A 19768-nucleotide genomic window follows, 5' to 3' on the forward strand; every position below is an offset into this window, starting at 1 on the left:
ATATACACGCACTATGCTTCCTTCTCAATGTTTGTGCACTAACCTGCGTCGCGCCGCTCGTGGCGTCAGCAGGCATTACGACGGCGCCCTCGACGGCTTCGGGATCAACGTTGCCCAGTATTCTCTGCTGTGCAATCTGCAGCGTCTGGATCAGCCAAGCATCTCGTCTCTGGCCGAGGCCATGGGCCTGGATCGCAGCACCTTGGGGCGCAATCTGCGGGTGCTGGAGGGTGAAGGTCTGGTGACGCTGGTCGAAGGCGAGGACATGCGCAATCGCATCGTCCTGCTCACCGAGACAGGGCGCGAACGCCTGGCGGCGGCGTTGCCAGCCTGGGAAGCGGCGCAGCAGCGGTTGATCGACCGTCTGGGTGCCGAGAAGCGTGAAACCTTGCTGAAACTGCTGGACGAACTGGCTTGAGGCCAGTTTGTTCGATCTTAAGCGGGTATATACCCGCTACCGGAGAACAAGAATGACATCAATGTGGCGTACATGCGGTTGGGTGCTGTTGGGGAGTGCGCTGATTCTGGCGTTGTCCTTGGGTGTGCGACACGGCTTCGGGCTGTTTCTGGCACCCATGAGTGCCGAGTTCGGCTGGGGTCGCGAAGTGTTTGCCTTCGCCATTGCTTTGCAGAACCTGATCTGGGGCCTGGCACAGCCATTCACTGGCGCACTGGCCGACCGCTTTGGCGCTGCGAAGGTGGTGTTGATCGGTGGTGTTCTGTACGCCCTGGGTCTGGTGTTCATGGGGCTGTCCGATTCGGCGGTGACTTTGTCCTTGAGCGCCGGGTTGTTGATCGGCATCGGCCTGTCGGGCACCTCGTTCTCGGTGATCCTCGGCGTGGTCGGCCGTGCCGTGCCACCGGAAAAACGCAGCATGGGCATGGGGATCGCCAGCGCCGCCGGTTCTTTCGGTCAATTCGCCATGTTGCCCGGCACGCTGGGGCTGATCGGCTGGCTTGGCTGGTCCGCGGCATTGCTGGTGTTGGGCCTGGTGGTGGCGCTGATCGTGCCGCTGGTGAGCATGCTCAAGGACAAGCCGCTGCCGGTTCTCGGACACGAGCAAACCCTCTCTGAAGCGCTGCGCGAAGCCTGTTCCCATTCAGGATTCTGGCTGTTGGCGTTCGGTTTTTTTGTCTGCGGTTTTCAAGTGGTGTTCATCGGCGTGCACTTGCCGGCTTATCTGGTGGACCAACACTTGCCAGCCTCCGTCGGCACCACGGTGCTGGCGCTGATTGGTCTGTTCAATATTTTCGGTACTTATACGGCGGGTTGGCTTGGCGGGCGGATGTCCAAGCCGCGCTTGCTCACTGGTTTGTATCTGTTGCGGGCGGTGGTGATTGTGCTGTTCCTCTGGGCGCCGGTCACTCAGGTCACGGCTTATCTGTTCGGCATGGCCATGGGGTTTCTCTGGTTGTCTACGGTGCCCTTGACCAATGGCACGGTGGCGACCTTGTTCGGTGTACGAAATTTGTCCATGCTCGGTGGGATCGTTTTCCTCTTCCATCAGCTCGGCTCGTTCCTCGGCGGCTGGTTGGGTGGGGTGGTGTATGACCGAACCGGGAGTTATGACTTGATCTGGCAAGTGGCGATTCTCTTGAGTCTGGTGGCCGCAGCTCTGAACTGGCCGGTGCGCGAGCAGCCGGTGGCGCGTCTGCAAACCCGGATGAGTGCTGCATGAACAGTCTCTGGCCGCAGATGGCTGCTATCGGCGTCGGCATATTGTTGCTGGCCCTGGCATGGTGGGGCTGGCATCAGGGTGGTCTGGCATTGATGCAGCTGGGCATGGGTGCTTGCTAGCGAGCGGCGAAGGCGAGTAATTTCGTTTTCTGACGATTGTTCAAGGATGCACCGACATGCTGATGCGTTGGCTTGCAGTTCCCGCATTGTTGATGGCTTTTACCGGGCTGGCCCAGGCGGCAGAATGCCCGGAGTTGCTACAAGGCTCTTTGCCCAAGCTGCGCGCCAAGGAATCCATCGATCTGTGCCAGCGCTTCGCCGGTAAGCCGCTGGTGGTGGTCAATACCGCGAGCTTCTGTGGCTTCGCCCCGCAATTCAAAGGCCTTGAGGCGCTGTATCAGCGTTACAAGGATCAAGGGCTTGAAGTGGTTGGTGTGCCGTCCAATGACTTCAAGCAGGAGTCCAAGGATGGCGCAGAGACTGCCAAGGTTTGTTACGTGAACTACGGCGTGACTTTCACCATGACCGAGCCGCAGAAAGTCCGCGGCGATGACGCAACGCATTTGTTCAAGGTTCTCGCTGAACAAAGCAGTTCGCCGAAGTGGAATTTCTACAAGTACGTGGTCGATCGCCAGGGCAAGGTGATCGCCAATTTCTCCAGCCTGACCAAGCCGGATAATCCCGAGTTCATCGAGGCGGTGGAGAAAGCCCTCGCATCGAAACCCTGATCGACGCGCACTAAAAAGCCCCGCCTCTGTACAAGAGCGCGGGGCTTTTTCAATTCAGGCGGCGAGGGAGTCGCCGTGAATCATCAGAAACGGTATGTTGCGCCAACACCGAAACCGTTCGCATAGTTTTCATACTCTGCGCTGTAGTTCTGACGGCCGTTGCTGTTGTTGACCTTGACCGACTCTTCGCGCAGGTACGAGTACGCCACGTCGATGGTCAGGTCGTCGGTCGGGCTCCAGCCGGCGCCCAGGCTGAAAATCTTGCGATCGCCTGTGGGAATGCGTGGGGAGCGGTTTTCGTTATTGGTCGGTGCCTGGTCAACGGACAGGCCAGTACGCAGGACCCATTGTTTGTTCAGCTGGTACGAAGCGCCGATGGCGTGCGCCCAGGTGTCGTGCCAGTTCTGTTCTTCGGTGATGGTACCGAACTGGCCATTGAGGAGGGCCGGAACGCCTTTGTTTTCGACGGTGATTTCTTTCAGGCGGCTCCAGCGAGTCCAGGTGCTACCTGCGTAGAGCGTCCACTGGTCATCCAGTTGATGAGTGACCGAGAAGTCGACCGACTCAGGCGTGGTGATATCCAGAGACGCATCGTACTTCTGGTTCGGGTTCTGACCAACGGCACCGAGGAGGTTGTAATTGACCTTGGTGTCGCCTTCGAGCTTGTACTTCACTTTCGAGTGGTAGGTCAGGCCGACGCGCGTGCTGTCGGTGGCTTGAACCAGCACGCCGATGTTGTAGCCCAGCGCGATGTCGTCACCCTTGATCTTGACCTTGCCGTCCGGCGCGGTCTGAGTGATCGACAGGTTCGATTCCAGGGTGCCGGCAATGTGGTTGATGGTCGGGCCAAAACCGATCGACACCTTGTCGTTGAAGGCGTAGCTGACGGTTGGCTGGAGAGTCACGATTTTGACTTCGCTCTTGCTGCCGAAGTATTTGCCGGCGAAGCCGTTCTCGTAGTCGGTCACCAGGCCGAATGGAGCGTAGACGCCGAAACCGAATGCCCACTGGTCATCGATTGGCTTTACGTAGTAGCCCATGGGCACGCCCATGAAAGGGACCATGTCACCTTTGTTGGTGCCACTGTTCGGACTGGAGCTCGCATCACTGATATCAGCGTGTGCGTCGATAAATGCAACACCACCGGTCACTTGTTCGCGCTTGAGGCGAGACATGCCGGCAGGGTTACCAAAAACCGTAGATGCGTCGTCGGCAGATGAAGATCGCCCGGCAAAACCTGTCCCCATCCCGCTGATGCTTTGTTCGTTGAGTGCGAAGCCACTTGCGAAGAGTTGGGTGGATGCCATGGCAACGGCGAGGCTAATGGTGGTTTTGAGCATTACTTTTTTCATTATTAGAATTCCTGGTGATCACCGGGGCGGAAATTACCAAGATTTTCGTCTGGGCGCTATAGCCTGTAACGCTTGAGTTAGAGCGGTTTTGTAGGACAATCCGACCAAAATCGCTACCTGTTGTGCGATTTTCGGAAATGGGTGGCTTAGCAGGCGACCTGATTCAACGATGAAACACAGGTTTGCCACGCGTAGGTGAAATCTCGCAGACGACCTTGGGGCTGGAAAGTCTGGCGCCAGATTCGGGCCATTCCCAACAAGTCATCGGAGGCGGGGAGGGGAGTGTTCTGTTCTTCTACCAGCAGCCAGGCAATGGCGGTGGCGTAACGCAGGTTGACGGTCAATTCCAGATGCGGCCCGCTGAGAAAAGCATGCTGGCTGGCAAGGCCGCGGACCAGGCTTGCCCGATCCGGGTCCAGGGCCAGATAGTGATCCCAAAGGGCCTGGTGGCGGGGTTCGGTGATTCGGTACAGGCCGTGTCCACGGCGGTCATGCAGGGCTGAACCAAGGGCTGACTGACTGGCGGCGATGCCCAGCAGCAGGGATTCGGCAGTTGCGCTATGGCGTCCGAGGTAGATCAACGTCGGACGGATCACATAACGACACAGTTCGCTGGCAGCGATTCCCATAAAGCCCTCGAAACAGGAAGTGGTCGGCGATACCTGAAGGGCCTTGGCAGCAGTGGATCGATTCAGGCTCGCCGCAAGCGGATCAAGCCGCTTGAGTTGAAGTGTAGTGTCATTATTTCGCTGTAAAGGACTGTTTTTAAAATATTTCCGGCTTCGAGTTATAACCGTTATATCGGTTGGTGCTTAGCCGCAGGTTGCGAAATGAGAAATATCGGGCAATAAAAAGCCCCGCTTTTCAGCAGGGCTTTTTAGGTTTTCAGCTTTTCTGGCGTCTCAGGCAACCAGTGCCTGGCGAGTACGCTCGATCACAGCCTGCAGCGGTTCTGCGCTGGAGTATTGATCAGGGTACAGGCGTTCGCTATGACGAGCGATGCCGTGTTCGTTGACCAGAGTGAAGCTGAAGCAGCCTTTGCGAGCGGCCATGATCAGGCAGTTCATTGGAGCAAAAGCGTTGGTTAGGGTGCGAATGGCATCCTGAGTGTGGATTTGAGTGGACATAATTGGTGTTCCTACAAGCGACACGGATAAGAACCGTGCAAAGTTAAAACGTTCCAGTGACGACGACCACCATTGGTCGAACGAAGAACCCGACTGGAACAAAGCAGCCAGTTTGAAGCGCTGATAAATTGGCGCGCTTGGGCTGGCAGGTAGGTACTTAGGAGGGCAGGCAACACATCAAGGGCAAAGGTTCTGGGCCCGGGGTGAAGATCCTGATCAATTTGCAGGCTGGTTCGGTCAGAGTAAGTGAGCTTGGCAACACCCTTTGCTTTCGATTCAAAGGCTGTGTTGGCGCAAGATTTACCTGGAAACCATCGAGGTGGTCGATCCCGTTTTGTCGGTGGAGGCTTCTCTTAGGGAAGGCTGACCGGGGGATTTGTTCGACCAGAATTGACTTTCAGCTTGGTACTAACGCCGCGGATACTAACGGATTGAACTGTGGAAGGGAAGCCTGTTTGAAAAAAAGCGCTGAAGTGCCTGTCGGCAAGTCTCGATTGAGCGGTCAAAGAGCAGGCCAGTGCCCCGCAATAGCCCAGAACCCGACCGTTGATCCGAGAGAACGAACGAGTCAGGATCGACCGGCGGCACGGGTTGCTCGGGTTTATCCCCAGACGCTGCCGAAAAACGCGCCGAAAAAGCGCATCGATATAACCGCCTCACAGGTACTTGTGCACATAAATTGCGCGAACTGTCATCCCACTGTCATCCTCGCCTCAACGGGAGTGGGTGCCTGTAATGAAAATTTAAGTCAATGAAAAACATCGCTTTTTTTTACTGGTGAAAAAATCGTCAGTTTGACTGCGAGCCCCACGCCACACGGCTTTGCGCGAGTTCAAAGGCGGTTGTCCACTGAGTTATCCACAGCTTCTGTGGATTGTCCCAAGCGCTTGCTCTAGGACGGGCGTGCAGGCTTTTTTCGACTTTACCTGTATGAAAAAAAGAGTAGAGTGGCGCGCCTTCCGATCTGCCCTACAGTGCTTTATGAAGTTTCGCTCAGTATCAATCTCTGCTGCTTCCACCCCCTCCAGTGTTACCCCACCCAAGCGCTTTTCGATGCGTGTGGCCGAGTGGCTACTCGACAGCCCGCGCCTGGGCGAAAACTCCAACATCAAACACTTCGCCGGACGCTTGCTTAAGCAGCCTGCCCGTGAAGGCGTCGTGGCCGCGCAAAGCCGTCTCGGCCAGCTAATGTGCCGCGAATGCGGTAACGCTCGGGATCGCCGCATTGGCCAGGAGCTCCTGCGTCAGGCCGCGCGTGCGGGCGACCGACGTGCGCAACAGGAACTGGGCCTGAGCGAAGACTGAGCTGTCCAAGACCTGACGCCTTGGTTAACCTTCACGCTTTATCGAATCGGCAGGAGTGGCTATGGCGATGGACTTGACCAGCGCATTGCTGGGGCTGGCTGGTGCTGGGTTGCCGTTACTGGTACTGGCCTGGCAACTTCAGCGTCGGGCGAGTACGGGGCAGGCCGAGCTGGCGCTGCTGGAAGAGCGCCTTGCCATCGCCCAACAGACGCAGGATGGCTTGAATGCTCAGCTTGATACTTGCCGTGATGAAATCGCTGACCTGAGCCAGGCCAATGCCGCCAAACAAGCGGATCTGGCCGCCGTGCGCCGTGAAGTAGAACTGCTGCAGATCGAACGCGACGACGCCCGCGACGCATCTCACGCCTGGAACATCGAACGCGCCGGCAAAGAGGCTGAGTTGCGTCGTCTCGACGCGCAGGCCGCCTCTCTCAATGCCGAGCTGCGTGAGCAGCAGGAAAGCCATCAGCAGCGTCTCAACGACCTTCAAGGCTCGCGAGACGAGCTGCGCGCGCAATTCGCCGAGCTGGCGGGCAAGATCTTCGACGAGCGTGAGCAGCGTTTTGCCGAAACCAGTCAGCAGCGTTTGGGGCAGTTGCTCGATCCGTTGAAGGAGCGCATTCAGTCGTTCGAAAAGCGCGTTGAGGAAAGCTATCAAGCCGAAGCCCGCGAGCGTTTTTCCCTGGCCAAGGAACTGGAGCGGCTGCAACAGCTGAACCTGCGCCTGAGCGATGAAGCCACTAACCTGACGCGCGCCTTGAAGGGACAGAAAACACAAGGCAACTGGGGCGAACTGATTCTCGAGCGGGTGCTTGAGCACGCGGGTCTGGAGAAGGGGCGTGAGTATCAGACCCAGGTCAATCTCAAGGGGCCGGACGGTGAGCGTTTCCAGCCGGATGTGATTATTTACCTGCCCGGCGACAAGCAGGTCGTGGTCGATTCCAAAGTCAGCCTCACGGCCTATCAGCAATACGTGGCGGCCGAGGATGATGCCATCGGCCAGATCGCCATCAAGCAGCATGTGCTGTCCCTGCGCACTCACGTCAAAGGCTTGGCCGGCAAGGACTACAAGCGGCTCGACGGCTTGCACAGCCTGGATTTCGTTCTGCTTTTCGTCCCGATCGAAGCGGCGTTTTCTGCGGCGTTGCAGGCTGAGCCGACGCTGTTTCAGGAGGCATTCGACCGCAATATCGTGATCGTCAGCCCGACCACGTTGCTGGCCACTTTGCGGGTCATCGATAGCTTGTGGAAGCAGGAGCGTCAGAGCCAGAACGCTCGGGAAATCGCCGAGCGCGCCGGTTGGCTGTACGACAAGTTCGTGTTGTTCATTCAGGATCTGGATGAAGTCGGCAATCGCTTGCAGCAACTGGACAAGGCTTACAGCAACGCACGCAACAAGCTGACAGAAGGCCGTGGCAACCTGGTCAGTCGCAGCGAACAGCTCAAGTTGCTCGGAGCGCGGGCCAGCAAGAGCTTGCCGGCGGACCTGCTGGAGCGGGCAATGACCGATGTCGATGGCTTGGCCGAATTGCCGGAATAAGCAAGGCACCACCTAGTCTTCGTGGCGAGGGAGCTTGCTCCCGTTCGGCTGCGCAGCAGTCGTCAAGCAGACAGCGCGGTATACCTGACAGTCATCGTGGCAGCACTTGGGGCTGCTTCGCAGCCCAGCGGGAGCAAGCTCCCTCACCACAGGTTTTGGGTGGTCTGGAGGGCCGCACTACAACGGCAAATGCCGACTCAACAACGCCCGCAACGCCGCCGGTTTCACCGGTTTGGCCAGGTAATCCAGGCCAGCTGCATGCACCTGGGCCACCGTCTCCGGCCGTCCATCGGCACTGATCACCACCCCTGGCACCGGCTCGCCCAGTTGCGTGCGCAACCAGGCCATCAACTCGGTCCCGGTTTCGCCATCGTCCAGGTGGTAATCCACCAGCGCCAGTTGCGGGCGCATCCCATCGCCGAGCAGCGTCGCGCATTCCTCACGGTTGCGCGCGGTCCAGACCTGGCAACCCCAGCGCGTCAGCAAACTGTTCATGCCGATCAGGATGCTGTCTTCGTTATCGATACACAGCACCTGCGCGCCGCTGAGCAAATGGCCATTGAGTTCGGCCACTTTGGCCGGCGTCGCGGCTTGTACCCGAGCCAGCGGTACGCTGACACTGAACACACTGCCGCGACCCGGCCAGGAACGCACGCGCAAGGTGTGACCCAGCACGCGACACAGCCCATCGGCAATCGCCAGGCCCAGGCCCAGACCTTTCTCGGCCCGGGTCTGGTGGCTGTCGAGGCGTTTGAATTCTTCGAAAATCACCTGCAGTTTGTCTTCTGGAATACCCGGTCCACGGTCCCAGACCTCAAGGCATAGCTCGCCGTTGCGCCGCCGAACGCCGAGCAGCACCGGCCCTTTGGCGTAGCGGAAGGCGTTGGTCAGGAAGTTCTGCAAAATCCGTCGCAGCAGTTTGATGTCGCTATCGACCCGCAGCGCGCTGCCCCTGACGCGAAATTTCAGCCCCTGTTCCTGCGCCAGAGCCTTGAACTCGGCGCCTAGCGTATGGAATAAATCATTGAGCTCGAAGGGCTTGCGATCAGGGTTGATCTTGCCGTTTTCCAGGCGGGAAATGTCCAGCAGGTCGCTGATCAGGTCCTCGGCCGAGCGTAGCGAACTGTCCAGATGATGAACCAGCTTGCGGGCTTCGCTGGATAAATTTTCTTCCTGGTGGGAGAGGGCGGCAGAGAACAGCCGTGCAGCATTCAGCGGTTGCATCAAGTCATGGCTGACGGCAGCCAGGAAACGGGTTTTCGACTGGTTCGCCGATTCGGCGGTGCCCTTGGCTTCAGTCAGGGCAACGTTGAGTTGCGACAGTTCGTGGGTCCGTTCGATGACCCGTTGCTCGAGGCCTTCGTTCGCTTCGGTCAGCGCTTGTTCGGCCTCGCGGAACGCGGTGATGTCGGTGAAACTCATGACGAAACCGCCGCCGGGCATCGGGTTACCGATCAGCTCGATCACTCGACCATTGGGGAACAACCGTTCGGAGGTATGGGCCCGGCCCTGACGCATCCAGTGCAAGCGGCGGGCGACATGCACTTGCGCTTCGCCGGGGCCGCACAGGCCGCGTTCGGCGTTGTAGCGAATGATGTCGGCAATCGGCCGGCCCACGCTGATCAAACCGTCGGGGTAGTTGAATAGCTCAAGGTAGCGCCGGTTCCAGGCCACCAGTTTCAACGACTGGTCGACCACGCTGATGCCCTGGGTGATGTTCTCGATGGCGCCTTGCAGCAAGGCGCGGTTGAACTGCAGCACCTCCGAAGTTTCGTCGGCGATCCGCACGACATCCTCGAGTTGCATTTCCCGACCTTCGATGGCGGCTTTTACCACTGCCCGGGTCGAAGATGCGCCGAGTACACCGGCCAGCAAGCGTTCGGTATGGGCGATCCATTCACCGTCCGCGTTTTGGGTCGGGCTGAAGCCTTTGCCCTGACGGTAGGCGAAACGGATGAAACTCTGACGAGCGCGTTCTTCGCCGACAAAACGGGCGGCCAGTTGCAGTAAGTCGTTGATCTGTACTGCCAGCATTGAGCGGGCATTGGGTCGCGCGCTGATTTCCTGGCCGATGAAGCGGCCGGCCTGCCAGTGCTCCGAAACCCGCGTGCGTGATAGTAGCGAGACCCAGGTGAACAAGGTGAAGTTGCCCGCCAGGGACAGCACCACGCCTTGAGTCAGCGGTGTGATCGGCAAGTTCAACGGGTTGCCTTGCAGCCAGGCCAGGCCTGGAAAACTGCTCAAGGGCAAGCCAAGACTGTTGGCGGCGATCGGCAACACCAACGTGTAGAACCAGAGGAACGTGCCGGCGGCCAGCCCGGCAAACACTCCACGACGGTTAGCCTGTTTCCAGTACAGCGCGCCGAGCATGGCCGGGGCCAGTTGGGTCACGGCGGCGAAGGCGATCTGGCCGATGGTCGCCAGGCTCGCGGTGGAGCCCAGCAGTCGATAACTGACGTAGGCCAACAGCAGAATGACCACGATGCTCACCCGGCGCACCGAAAGCATCCACTGGCGGAACACTTCGAACGGCCGCTCCGCGTTGTTACGCCGCAGCAACCACGGCAGCAGCATGTCGTTGGAGAGCATGGTCGACAGCGCCACGCTGGCCACGATCACCATACCGGTCGCCGCCGAAGCACCGCCGATAAACGCCAGCATCGCCAAGGCAGGGTGAGATTCGGCCAGAGGCAGGCTGATGACGAATGAGTCCGGCAGTACCGAACTGGGCAGCATCATCTGACCGGCCAGTGCGATCGGCACGACAAACAGCGCCGCCAGCGCCAGATAGGCCGGGAACACCCACTTGGCCAAGCGCAGATCCTGGGGGTCGATGTTTTCCACCACGGTTACATGGAACTGCCGGGGCAGGCAGATGATCGCCATCATCGCCACGCCGGTTTGCACCACCATGGACGGCCAGTTGATGGTTTCTTTCCAGTACGCCTCGAGGCGCGGGGCGAGCATGGCCTGGTCGAACAGGTCGTCGAAACCGTCGTACAGGCCGTAGGTCACGAACGCGCCGACCGCGAGAAAAGCGAACAGCTTGACCAGCGACTCAAAAGCAATCGCCAGCACCATGCCGCGGTGGTGTTCTGTGGCGTCGAGGTTGCGGGTACCAAAAACGATGGTGAACAGTGCAAGCACCAAGGAGACGATCAGCGCCGTGTCTTGCGCGCGCGTGCCCATGGCGTCAGCACCGGCGCCGATCAGCAGGTTCACGCCCAGCACGATGCCCTTGAGCTGCAAGGCGATGTACGGCAGCACGCCGACCAGACAGATCAGCGCCACCACCACCGCCAGCGACTGGGATTTGCCGTAGCGGGCGGCGATGAAGTCGGCGATGGAGGTGATGTTCTCCTGTTTGCTGATCATCACCATTTTTTGCAGGACCCACGGCGCGCACACCAGCAGCAGGATCGGCCCGAGGTAGATCGGCAGGAATGACCAGAGTTGCTCGGCCGCCTGGCCCACGGCACCAAAGAATGTCCAACTGGTGCAATAAACGGCCAGCGACAGGCTGTACACCCAGGCACGCATCCGTGGCGGCAACGGTGTGCTGCGCCGGTCACCGTAAAAGGCGATAGCGAACAGGATGGCCATATAGGCCAGGGCGACGGTGGCGATCAGCCCGATGGACAGCGACATGGGAACTCCAGACAAAAGACCTCCGGGACTGCGCCCGGTCAGGACAGTCTCGCATGACCGCTTGAGTTAGTCAGTGTCGACCAAGGTCGTGGCGTGGTGGGGTGTCGCAGGTTGGGAGCCGTCAGATCTTTGATGCCTGTGCAGGCTTCATCGCGAGCAGGCTCGCTCCCACATTGGATCTATGCCGGTCACAATTTATGTGTCCACTGAAGATCAACTGTGGGAGCGAGCCTGCTCGCGATGGCGGTTACTGATTCAGCGCAATATCAATCAACCGATGCAACTCTTCAACCTCCAGCGCCTGCGCTGAAAACAAGATGCGAAACACCGTCGGCGCCACCACCATATTGATCAGCCGATCGACACTCGGCTTCGGCTGATCGGGATAGCGATCCAGAATCGTCTGCAACTGCCCGCCAATGATCGTCACGCAATAGCCCGGTGTGGCGCTGGATTGTACGTCGCGCATCATGTTGCGCCCGGGTTCGGAACTCATCTCGTCCAGATACTGCTCCGCCCAGGCCAGCACGTCACCGCGCAGGCTGCCGGTATTGGCCGGTTCGCTGTCGGGGCGCATGCGGGCGAGGGCGACGTCGGCCAATAGCGCCGACAGATCACCCCAGCGCCGGTAAATAGTCGACGGCGTCACCCCGGCCCGGGCAGCGATTTGCGGCACCGTCACGCTGGCGCGATCCTGTTCTTCGAGGAGTGCGCGGACTGCCGAGTGAATCGACTCTTGGACCCTGGCGCTACGGCCACCTGGGCGTAAACCTTCTTTAATAGCCATACGGCGGACCTTAACACAAAGAATTTGCTTTAAGCGTTAGCCGGTAGCACACTCCACAAAAGCAAAAAGTTAGCTTTTGCGGAGTGTGCCCATGTCCCGTCTAACGTCAAACCGTTCCAGCCTGTGGTTTCTGGCGATCACCTTACTCAGTTTTCTCGCCGCTTCCACCGCGCCGACACCGTTGTATCACTTGTATCAAGAACACCTGCGGTTCTCGGCAGCGACTCTGACCCTGATTTTCGGCGTCTACGCCCTCAGCTTGCTGGCGGCGCTGCTCACGGTTGGTTCGCTCTCGGATTATCTGGGGCGCAAACCGGTGATTTTCACCGCCGTGTTGCTGAACATGCTGGCGATGTTGCTGTTCATCAACGCCGACAGCGTTGCTTGGCTGATCGGTGCGCGGGTCCTGCAGGGTTTTGCCACGGGCATGGCCACCGCCGTTTTGAGTGCGGCGCTGCTGGATACTGACCGTCAGCAGGGGCCGATGGTCAACAGCGTCGCGCCGTTGCTGGGCATGGCGCTGGGTGCCATGGGCTGCGGTGTGTTGGCCGAGTTTGCGCCGCTGCCGCTGCAATTGACCTATTGGGTGCTGTTCGCGCTGTTTGTGATGCAAGCGTTGTATGTCTGGCGCCTGCCGGAAAGCGTCACTCGACAACCGGGTGCCTGGGCCTCGCTACGCCCGACCCTGCATGTGCCGATTCAGGCGCGGCGGATGCTGTGGCGGGTGCTGCCGATAGATCTAGCGGTGTGGGCGCTCGGTGGTTTTTTCGCTTCTTTGGCGCCGTCCCTGGTGCGGACTGCCACCGGGTCCACCTCGAATCTGATTGGCGGGGCGACGGTGGCCGTTTTGACGGTGACTGGCGCCTTGATGATCTACACCTTGCGCAATCGGCCGGCCGACAAAGTCTTGCTGTTGGGCGCGAGCCTGCTGCCTGCAGGCGTTGCGTTGATTCTGCTGGCAGTGCACAGCGCCAGCCTGCCGTTGTTTTTCTTTGGCACTCTGGTGGCGGGCGGCGGTTTTGGCGCGGGTTTCCTGGGTGCCCTGCGAAGCATCGTGCCGTTGGCCTTGCCTCATGAACGGGCGGGGCTGATGTCGGCGTTTTATGTGCTTAGTTATCTGGCGTTCTGCTTGCCTTCATTACTGGCTGGCAGTCTGACGCGGACCTTTGGGCTCGTGGCAACCACCGATGGTTATGGTGCGGTGCTGATCATACTGTCGCTCGGTGCGCTGGTCGGGTTGATGCGTGAGCAGTCCGTCAAAGTCTGTGGCGTCGATGTTCGATGACCGTTAGCCTTGGCACCGCCATTCATTTCGACGGACCGACCCATGAAGATCATCCGCAGCAAATCCTTCACCGCTGACCGCGCCTGGGCGGCGCTGGACATCGCCAACATGAACGGCATCACCACACGTTTGCACTGGACCGATCAGGCTTATAAATGGCATATCAACGACGGTCAGGAAGTGTTCGTGGTGCTCGATGGGCAGGTGCAGATGCGTTATCGCGAAGAAGGCCAGGAGAAGGAAGCGCTACTCGAAGTCGGCGATATTTTTTATGCGTCGGTGGGCACCGAGCATGTGGCTCATCCGCTGGGCGTGGCGCGGATTTTGGTGATCGAGACCGAAGACAGCGTCTAACGCTATATCTGTAAAACAGATAACAGTTAGAGATATTACCCGTTATATCGATATTCGATTCGGATCTACCATGAGCTCCACCTCACGAGAGGACAGGAGTTCACCATGACCTGCACCCATAGCGTTAAACCCGGTATCAAACCGTTCAGTCATTTGCAGCACCCTCGAGAAGCCATCCGCCAATTCACCCCCAACTGGTTCGCAGCGACCATGGGCACGGGTGTATTGGCGCTCGCGCTTGCGCAATTGCCGGTGGCGAATCCCGGTCTGCATGCGTTTGCCGAAGGCCTGTGGCTGTTCAACATTGTCCTGTTTGTTATGTTCACGGCCATGTATGCCGCGCGTTGGGTCATGTTCTTCGACGAGGCGCGGCGGATTTTCGGGCACTCCACGGTTTCGATGTTTTTCGGCACCATTCCCATGGGCCTTGCGACCCTCATCAATGGCTTTCTGCTGTTCGGTTTGCCGCGCTGGGGTGACGGTGTGATTCATCTCGCCGAAGTGCTCTGGTGGCTGGACGTGGCGATGTCGCTGGCTTGCGGCGTATTGATTCCCTACATGATGTTCACCCGTCAGGAGCACAGCATCGACCAGATGACCGCAGTCTGGCTGTTACCGGTGGTGGCGGCGGAAGTGGCGGCTGCCAGCGGCGGCTTGCTGGCGCCGCATCTGGCCGATGCTCATTCACAACTGGTGGTGCTGGTGACCAGCTACGTGCTGTGGGCCTTTTCCCTGCCGGTGGCGTTCAGCATTCTGACTATCCTGTTGCTGCGCATGGCGTTGCATAAATTGCCCCACGAAAACATGGCCGCCTCAAGCTGGCTGGCCCTTGGGCCGATTGGCACCGGTGCGCTGGGCATGTTGCTGTTGGGGGCCGACGCGCCAGCGATCTTTGCCGCCAACGGTTTGCCGGGTATCGGCGAGATCGCCGCAGGGCTTGGCTTGGTGGCCGGCATCACGCTGTGGGGCTTCGGGCTCTGGTGGATGCTGATTGCGCTGTTGATCACTGTGCGTTACTTGCGCGCCGGTATTCCGTTCAACCTCGGCTGGTGGGGCTTCACTTTCCCGTTGGGCGTCTATTCTTTGGCGACGTTGAACCTGGCGAGCACGTTGCACCTGACGTTTTTCAGTGTCTTTGGCTGTGTACTGGTGGCGTTGCTGGCGGTGATGTGGCTGATTGTTGCCAAACGCACGGTGCAGGGCGCATGGCGAGGTGAGTTGTTTGTTTCGCCGTGCATTGCAGGATTAAACAAATAACCGGCAAAGATTGGGTAATCTGTGGCCTGGATCGACGTTCGACATTCCAATAACAATTGCCACGCCACTTTTTATCCAACATCAGCTACCCAACATCAGGGACACATGGAAGATGAGTCACCCCTCGCAGTTCACCTTGCTTCGCACTCGGCGCTTCCTGCCGTTTTTTGTCACGCAGTCGCTGGGGGCCTTCAACGACAACATTTTCAAGCAGTCGTTGATCCTCGCCATTTTGTACCGGCTGACCATCGAGGGTGACCGTTCGATTTGGGTCAACCTGTGTGCGTTGCTATTTATCTTGCCGTTTTTCCTGTTCTCGGCTCTGGCGGGGCAGTTCGGGGAAAAGTTTGCCAAGGACGCACTGATCCGTCTGATCAAGCTCGGGGAAATCGTCATCATGGCGGTGGGGGCGGTCGGTTTCATGTTCGATCACCTGTCGCTGATGCTGGTGGCACTGTTTGCCATGGGCACCCACTCGGCGCTGTTCGGGCCGGTGAAGTACTCGATCCTGCCGCAGGCGTTGCGCGAAGAGGAGCTGGTGGGCGGCAATGGTCTGGTGGAAATGGGCACCTTCCTGGCGATTCTCGCCGGGACCATTGGCGCCGGCATCATGATGTCGGCCAGCAACTACGCGCCGGTGGTGTCCACGGCAATCATTGGTATCGCCGTGCTCGGTTACCTGGCCAGCCGCAGCATTCCCCGGGCTGCCGCGGCATCGCCGGAAATGCGTTTGAACTGGAACATTTTCAGCCAGTCCTGGGCTACCTTGAAGTTGGGCCTGGGGCAAACCCCGGCAGTATCGCGTTCGATCGTCGGCAACTCATGGTTCTGGTTTGTCGGGGCGATTTATCTGACGCAGATCCCGGCGTATGCCAAGGAATGGATGCACGGCGACGAGACTGTGGTGACGCTGATTCTTACAGTGTTTTCGGTCGGTATCGCACTGGGTTCGATGCTCTGCGAGAAACTCTCCGGGCGCAAAGTCGAGATCGGTCTGGTGCCGTTTGGCTCATTCGGTCTGACGGTGTTTGGCCTGTTGCTGTGGTGGCATTCCGGCGCGATTCCAGACAGCGTTGCCGGTCATGGCTGGATCGAAGTCCTTGGGTTCGGTCACGCCTGGCTGGTGTTGATCGACATCCTCGGGCTCGGAATCTTCGGCGGTTTCTACATCGTGCCGCTGTATGCGCTGATCCAGTCGCGTACTGTCGAGAACGAACGGGCGCGGGTGATCGCCGCCAACAACATTCTTAACGCCCTGTTCATGGTGGTCTCGGCGATTGTGTCGATCGTCTTGCTGAGCATCGCCAAGCTGTCGATCCCGCAGCTGTTCCTGGTGGTGTCGCTGCTGAACATTGGCGTCAATGCTTACATCTTCAAAATCGTCCCCGAGTTCAGCATGCGCTTCATGATCTGGCTGCTTGGCCATTCCATGTACCGCGTTGAGCATCGCAATCTGGAGCTGATTCCCGATGAAGGCGCGGCATTGCTGGTTTGCAACCATGTGTCGTTCGTCGATGCCTTGCTGATTGGCGGCGCAGTGCGTCGGCCGATTCGCTTTGTGATGTATTACAAAATCTACAATCTGCCGGTGCTGAACTTCATCTTCCGTACGGCGGGGACGATTCCGATTGCCGGGCGTCAGGAAGACATTCAGATCTACGAAAAAGCCTTCACCCGCATCGCCCGGTATCTGAAGGACGGCGAACTGGTGTGCATTTTCCCTGAAGGCAAGTTGACCGCCGATGGCGAAATCAATGAATTCAAGGGCGGGCTGACACGGATTCTCGAAGAAACACCGGTGCCGGTGATTCCGCTGGCATTGCAGGGGTTGTGGGGGAGTTTCTTCAGTCGCGATCCGAACAAGGGGATGTTTCGTCGGTTGTGGTCGCGGGTGACATTGGTGGCGGGGCCGGCGGTTGCCGTTGAAGTGGCTGAACCGGCGACACTGCAAGGGTTGGTGGGGGAATTGCGTGGGGCGGTAAGGTAGTCGGTGACTTTGCGGGCCTCTTCGCGAGCAAGCCCGCTCCCACATTGGGAATGAGGTCAAATGTGGGAGCGGGCTTGCTCGCGAAAGCGGTAGTGGCCTAAGCGCTAACCTTGAGCCCAACCAACCCGGCAATGATCAACGCCACACTCGCCAGCCGAAACAACGCCATGGATTCACCAAACAAAATGATCCCGGCGATTACCGTGCCCACCGCACCCACGCCAGTCCAGATCGCATAGGCCGTGCCCAGCGGCAATTCCTTCATGGCAAGGCCCAGCAGGCCAAGGCTGATCGCCATGGCCGCGATGGTCAGTGCGGTAGGAAGAGGGCGGCTGAAACCGTCGGTGTATTTCAGGCCGACGGCCCAGCCGACTTCGAAAAGGCCGGCGAGAAACAGAATGATCCAGGACATCAGAGACCTCCATCGATGGATGGGGTCGTCCCCGGATTAATGATTCGATCGAGCCGCGAGGTCGTCCCCGCGTTGCGCAATAGAGTGCCCATCATTAACCCGAGGATCAAGTTTTCGGCTTAATCCGCTGCCTGCTGAGCAGCGATTTGCCGGTCTTCTTTCTCGCTCATACGACGGAAATACGTCGAGAGCAGTGCTCCGGAAATGTTGTGCCAGACGCTGAACAACGCGCTTGGCACCGCTGCCAGCGGCGAGAAGTGCGCGCTGGCCAGGGCCGCGCCCAGGCCGGAGTTCTGCATGCCGACTTCCAGTGCCAGGGATTTGCGTTGGGCCAGTGGCAGGTTGAACAGGCGCCCGGTGAAGTAACCCAGCAAGTAGCCGAAGCTGTTGTGCAACATCACCACGGCCATGATCAGCAGGCCGGATTCGGCAATCTTCGCCTGGCTGGCAGCCACCACGGCAGTGACGATGATCACGATGCTCACCACCGACACCAGTGGTAATACGTCTACCGCGTGACGAACCCGATCACCGAGTACGCGCTGGGCAACCACGCCGAGCACGATCGGCAGCAGCACGACTTGCAGGATCGACCAGAACAGCTCCATGAACGACACCGGCAACCAGGCCGAAGCCAGTAGCCAGATCAGCGCTGGCGTCAGCAGCGGAGCGAGGAGGGTAGTGACGGCGGCAATGGCCACCGACAACGCCAGATCGCCACGCGCCAACCAGGTCATCACGTTCGAGGAGGTGCCGCTTGGGCAGCAGCCGACCAGAATCACACCGACGGCGATCTCTGGCGGCAGGTGGAAAACCTGGCAGAGTAACCACGCCACACCGGGCATGATCACGAAATGGGCGACTACGCCCAGCGCCACGCGCCACGGATGGCGAGCGACTTCGGCGAAGTCTTCAAGCTTGAGGGTCAGGCCCATGCCGAACATCACCAGCCCCAGCAGCGGTACGATGGCGCCTTTCAAACCGATGAACCAGGTCGGTTGCACAAACGCCACCACGGCGAAAATCAGTACCCAGTAAGCGAAGGTATTGCCGACAAAACGACTCAATGCAGCCAGTGCGCGCATGGCCTGATCCTTATTCTTGAGTAACACCACAAAACCAATGTGGGAGCGGACTTGCTCGCGAAGGCGTCATAACATTCAACATCAATGTCGACTGTCAGTGCGCTTTCGCGAGCAAGCCCGCTCCCACAGTAGAGATCACAAGCCTTTAAATACCTTGCGGGGTCTCTTCACCACCCAACGCTTCAACCATCGCCGGCAGGAAGTCGCCGAAGGTCAGCATCATCAGGGTAAAGCTGGCGTCCAGTTGCCCCAGGGCTTCGTCGCCACCGTCCTGTTCCGCCTGATCCTGCAGCAGGTCTTCGAACTTCAGGCGCTTGACCACCATTTTGTCGTCAAGCACGAACGACAGTTTGTCCTGCCAGGCCAGCGACAGTTGAGTGACCACTTTGCCGGTGCTCAGGTGCAGCTGGATTTCTTCGCTGGTCAGGTCCTGACGCTTGCAGCGCACGATGCCGCCGTCTTCGTGGGTGTCGCGCAGTTCGCACTCGTCCAGCACGAAGAAATCGTCCGCGGCTTTCTGGGTGGTGACCCACTCGGTCATGGTGGCGGTCGGCGACATCTTCACTGTCAGCGGACGCACTGGCAGCGAGCCGATCACTTCACGCAGGGTGGAGAGCAGGTCTTCGGCGCGTTTCGGGCTGGCCGAGTTAACCAGGATCAGGCCCTGTTTCGGCGCGATGGCGGCGAAGGTCGACGAGCGACGGATAAAGGCGCGGGGCAGGAAGGCCTGGATGATTTCATCCTTGATCTGATCGCGTTCCTTTTTGTAGACCTTGCGCATTTGTTCGGCTTCGATCTCTTCGACCTTTTCCTTCACCGCATCACGCACGACACTGCCCGGCAGAATGCGTTCTTCCTTACGGGCGGCGATCAGCAAGAAGTCGCCGCTGATGTGCACCAGTGGTGCGTCTTCGCCCTTGCCGAATGGCGCGACGAAACCGTAGGTGGTCAACTCCTGGCTTGCACATGGACGCGCCAGTTTGGTGGCCAGTGCAGTTTCCAACGCCTCGGCATCAAAAGGCAGATCTTGGGTCAGGCGATAGATAAGCAGGTTTTTGAACCACATGGGGTGAGTCTCTCCTTTATACAAAGGGGGGCATTATTGTCCTCCGTGTGCCATAGGCCAACCCTTCTCTAAGCCTTTGGAAGGCCTGAGAAAATTAATTAAAAAAGTGCTTGCCAGAGGTTGGGTCGCTACGTAGAATGCGCGCCACACCGAAAGT

18 protein-coding genes are annotated in these 19768 nt (G+C 58.9%); 10 read left to right on the top strand and 8 right to left on the bottom strand.

The genetic code is table 11. From position 1 onward, the window contains the following. Positions 1 to 13: 13 nt before the first annotated feature. Genes ACZ9IM_RS02905 through ACZ9IM_RS02920 form a run of 4 tightly spaced genes read left to right on the top strand, consistent with a single transcriptional unit; the run spans position 14 to position 2406 of the window. Positions 14 to 418, top strand: a complete 405-nt coding sequence (locus tag ACZ9IM_RS02905; protein WP_048394362.1) for a MarR family winged helix-turn-helix transcriptional regulator — start codon at positions 14 to 16, stop codon at positions 416 to 418. A 52-nt stretch (positions 419 to 470) separates the two neighbouring features. Next, positions 471 to 1679: an MFS transporter gene (locus ACZ9IM_RS02910; protein WP_008013905.1), complete on the top strand. Its 1209-nt coding sequence runs from the start codon at positions 471 to 473 to the stop codon at positions 1677 to 1679. Then, positions 1676 to 1798: a hypothetical protein gene (locus ACZ9IM_RS02915; protein ID WP_008071541.1), complete on the top strand. Its 123-nt coding sequence runs from the start codon at positions 1676 to 1678 to the stop codon at positions 1796 to 1798. The genes ACZ9IM_RS02910 and ACZ9IM_RS02915 overlap by 4 nt, the downstream gene beginning before the upstream one ends. 56 nt (positions 1799 to 1854) lie before the next feature. Next, the gene (locus ACZ9IM_RS02920) at positions 1855 to 2406 is read left to right on the top strand and encodes a glutathione peroxidase (RefSeq protein WP_063342962.1); all 552 of its coding nucleotides are present in this window, start codon (positions 1855 to 1857) and stop codon (positions 2404 to 2406) included. Between the two features lie 83 nt (positions 2407 to 2489). Here the strand turns inward: ACZ9IM_RS02920 and ACZ9IM_RS02925 are convergent, their stop codons facing one another. The 3 genes from ACZ9IM_RS02925 to ACZ9IM_RS02935 form a co-directional block, all read right to left on the bottom strand. Next, the gene (locus ACZ9IM_RS02925) at positions 2490 to 3758 is read right to left on the bottom strand and encodes an OmpP1/FadL family transporter (RefSeq protein ID WP_476223323.1); all 1269 of its coding nucleotides are present in this window, start codon (positions 3756 to 3758) and stop codon (positions 2490 to 2492) included. Positions 3759 to 3904: 146 nt separating this feature from the next. Further along, a complete protein-coding gene (locus ACZ9IM_RS02930) occupies positions 3905 to 4387 on the bottom strand; it encodes a hypothetical protein (RefSeq protein ID WP_007898914.1) in 483 nt (160 codons plus the stop codon). A 273-nt stretch (positions 4388 to 4660) separates the two neighbouring features. Next, a complete protein-coding gene (locus ACZ9IM_RS02935) occupies positions 4661 to 4885 on the bottom strand; it encodes a hypothetical protein (RefSeq protein WP_007898912.1) in 225 nt (74 codons plus the stop codon). Positions 4886 to 5866: 981 nt separating this feature from the next. On the opposite strand from ACZ9IM_RS02935, the gene ACZ9IM_RS02940 reads away from it, so the two are divergent. Continuing rightward, entirely contained in the window at positions 5867 to 6190 is a 324-nt protein-coding gene (locus ACZ9IM_RS02940) for a sel1 repeat family protein (RefSeq protein ID WP_476223324.1), read from the top strand. A gap of 175 nt (positions 6191 to 6365) precedes the next feature. Continuing rightward, a complete protein-coding gene (locus ACZ9IM_RS02945; protein WP_427625249.1) occupies positions 6366 to 7730 on the top strand; it encodes a DNA recombination protein RmuC in 1365 nt (454 codons plus the stop codon). Positions 7731 to 7907: 177 nt separating this feature from the next. Here ACZ9IM_RS02945 and ACZ9IM_RS02950 read toward each other — a convergent pair whose 3' ends face one another. Both ACZ9IM_RS02950 and ACZ9IM_RS02955 read right to left on the bottom strand, forming a co-directional pair. After that, positions 7908 to 11378 carry a hybrid sensor histidine kinase/response regulator gene (locus ACZ9IM_RS02950; RefSeq protein WP_427625160.1) on the bottom strand — a complete coding sequence of 1157 codons (3471 nt, stop codon included), beginning with the start codon at positions 11376 to 11378 and terminating at the stop codon, positions 7908 to 7910. 247 nt (positions 11379 to 11625) lie between these two features. Beyond that, positions 11626 to 12165 carry a TetR/AcrR family transcriptional regulator gene (locus ACZ9IM_RS02955; protein WP_476223325.1) on the bottom strand — a complete coding sequence of 180 codons (540 nt, stop codon included), beginning with the start codon at positions 12163 to 12165 and terminating at the stop codon, positions 11626 to 11628. Between the two features lie 91 nt (positions 12166 to 12256). Between ACZ9IM_RS02955 and ACZ9IM_RS02960 the strand changes: the two genes are divergently transcribed. The 4 genes from ACZ9IM_RS02960 (at position 12257) to ACZ9IM_RS02975 (ending at position 17048) form a co-directional block, all read left to right on the top strand. Then, on the top strand, positions 12257 to 13450 hold the full coding sequence (locus ACZ9IM_RS02960; protein ID WP_427625162.1) for an MFS transporter: 1194 nt from the start codon (positions 12257 to 12259) through the stop codon (positions 13448 to 13450). 42 nt (positions 13451 to 13492) lie between these two features. After that, positions 13493 to 13804, top strand: a complete 312-nt coding sequence (locus tag ACZ9IM_RS02965) for a cupin domain-containing protein (RefSeq protein WP_476223326.1) — start codon at positions 13493 to 13495, stop codon at positions 13802 to 13804. Positions 13805 to 13909: 105 nt separating this feature from the next. Beyond that, a complete protein-coding gene (locus ACZ9IM_RS02970; protein WP_427625164.1) occupies positions 13910 to 15061 on the top strand; it encodes a TDT family transporter in 1152 nt (383 codons plus the stop codon). A 112-nt stretch (positions 15062 to 15173) separates the two neighbouring features. Beyond that, complete coding sequence (locus ACZ9IM_RS02975) at positions 15174 to 17048, top strand: MFS transporter (protein ID WP_427625165.1); 1875 nt, start codon at positions 15174 to 15176, stop codon at positions 17046 to 17048. 97 nt (positions 17049 to 17145) lie between these two features. Here the strand turns inward: ACZ9IM_RS02975 and sugE are convergent, their stop codons facing one another. The 3 genes from sugE to rdgC all read right to left on the bottom strand — a co-directional run bounded on the left by sugE (position 17146) and on the right by rdgC (position 19611). Further along, on the bottom strand, positions 17146 to 17460 hold the full coding sequence (gene sugE / locus ACZ9IM_RS02980) for a quaternary ammonium compound efflux SMR transporter SugE (RefSeq protein WP_008071553.1): 315 nt from the start codon (positions 17458 to 17460) through the stop codon (positions 17146 to 17148). A gap of 119 nt (positions 17461 to 17579) precedes the next feature. Further along, entirely contained in the window at positions 17580 to 18545 is a 966-nt protein-coding gene (locus tag ACZ9IM_RS02985) for a bile acid:sodium symporter family protein (RefSeq protein WP_007898902.1), read from the bottom strand. Between the two features lie 145 nt (positions 18546 to 18690). Then, positions 18691 to 19611: a recombination-associated protein RdgC gene (gene rdgC, locus ACZ9IM_RS02990; protein ID WP_007898901.1), complete on the bottom strand. Its 921-nt coding sequence runs from the start codon at positions 19609 to 19611 to the stop codon at positions 18691 to 18693. Between the last annotated feature and the right edge of the window lie 157 nt (positions 19612 to 19768).

The sequence above is a fragment of the Pseudomonas sp. TE12508 genome (assembly GCF_056279485.1).

Coding starts and splice junctions, on each gene's coding strand:
- ACZ9IM_RS02905 (WP_048394362.1), top strand. CDS start 14: ATGCTTCCTTCTCAATGTTTGTGCACTAACCTGCGTCGCGCCGCTCGT.
- ACZ9IM_RS02910 (WP_008013905.1), top strand. CDS start 471: ATGACATCAATGTGGCGTACATGCGGTTGGGTGCTGTTGGGGAGTGCG.
- ACZ9IM_RS02915 (WP_008071541.1), top strand. CDS start 1,676: ATGAACAGTCTCTGGCCGCAGATGGCTGCTATCGGCGTCGGCATATTG.
- ACZ9IM_RS02920 (WP_063342962.1), top strand. CDS start 1,855: ATGCTGATGCGTTGGCTTGCAGTTCCCGCATTGTTGATGGCTTTTACC.
- ACZ9IM_RS02925 (WP_476223323.1), bottom strand. CDS start 3,758: ATGAAAAAAGTAATGCTCAAAACCACCATTAGCCTCGCCGTTGCCATG.
- ACZ9IM_RS02930 (WP_007898914.1), bottom strand. CDS start 4,387: ATGGGAATCGCTGCCAGCGAACTGTGTCGTTATGTGATCCGTCCGACG.
- ACZ9IM_RS02935 (WP_007898912.1), bottom strand. CDS start 4,885: ATGTCCACTCAAATCCACACTCAGGATGCCATTCGCACCCTAACCAAC.
- ACZ9IM_RS02940 (WP_476223324.1), top strand. CDS start 5,867: ATGAAGTTTCGCTCAGTATCAATCTCTGCTGCTTCCACCCCCTCCAGT.
- ACZ9IM_RS02950 (WP_427625160.1), bottom strand. CDS start 11,378: ATGTCGCTGTCCATCGGGCTGATCGCCACCGTCGCCCTGGCCTATATG.
- ACZ9IM_RS02955 (WP_476223325.1), bottom strand. CDS start 12,165: ATGGCTATTAAAGAAGGTTTACGCCCAGGTGGCCGTAGCGCCAGGGTC.
- ACZ9IM_RS02960 (WP_427625162.1), top strand. CDS start 12,257: ATGTCCCGTCTAACGTCAAACCGTTCCAGCCTGTGGTTTCTGGCGATC.
- ACZ9IM_RS02965 (WP_476223326.1), top strand. CDS start 13,493: ATGAAGATCATCCGCAGCAAATCCTTCACCGCTGACCGCGCCTGGGCG.
- ACZ9IM_RS02970 (WP_427625164.1), top strand. CDS start 13,910: ATGACCTGCACCCATAGCGTTAAACCCGGTATCAAACCGTTCAGTCAT.
- ACZ9IM_RS02975 (WP_427625165.1), top strand. CDS start 15,174: ATGAGTCACCCCTCGCAGTTCACCTTGCTTCGCACTCGGCGCTTCCTG.
- sugE (WP_008071553.1), bottom strand. CDS start 17,460: ATGTCCTGGATCATTCTGTTTCTCGCCGGCCTTTTCGAAGTCGGCTGG.
- ACZ9IM_RS02985 (WP_007898902.1), bottom strand. CDS start 18,545: ATGCGCGCACTGGCTGCATTGAGTCGTTTTGTCGGCAATACCTTCGCT.
- rdgC (WP_007898901.1), bottom strand. CDS start 19,611: ATGTGGTTCAAAAACCTGCTTATCTATCGCCTGACCCAAGATCTGCCT.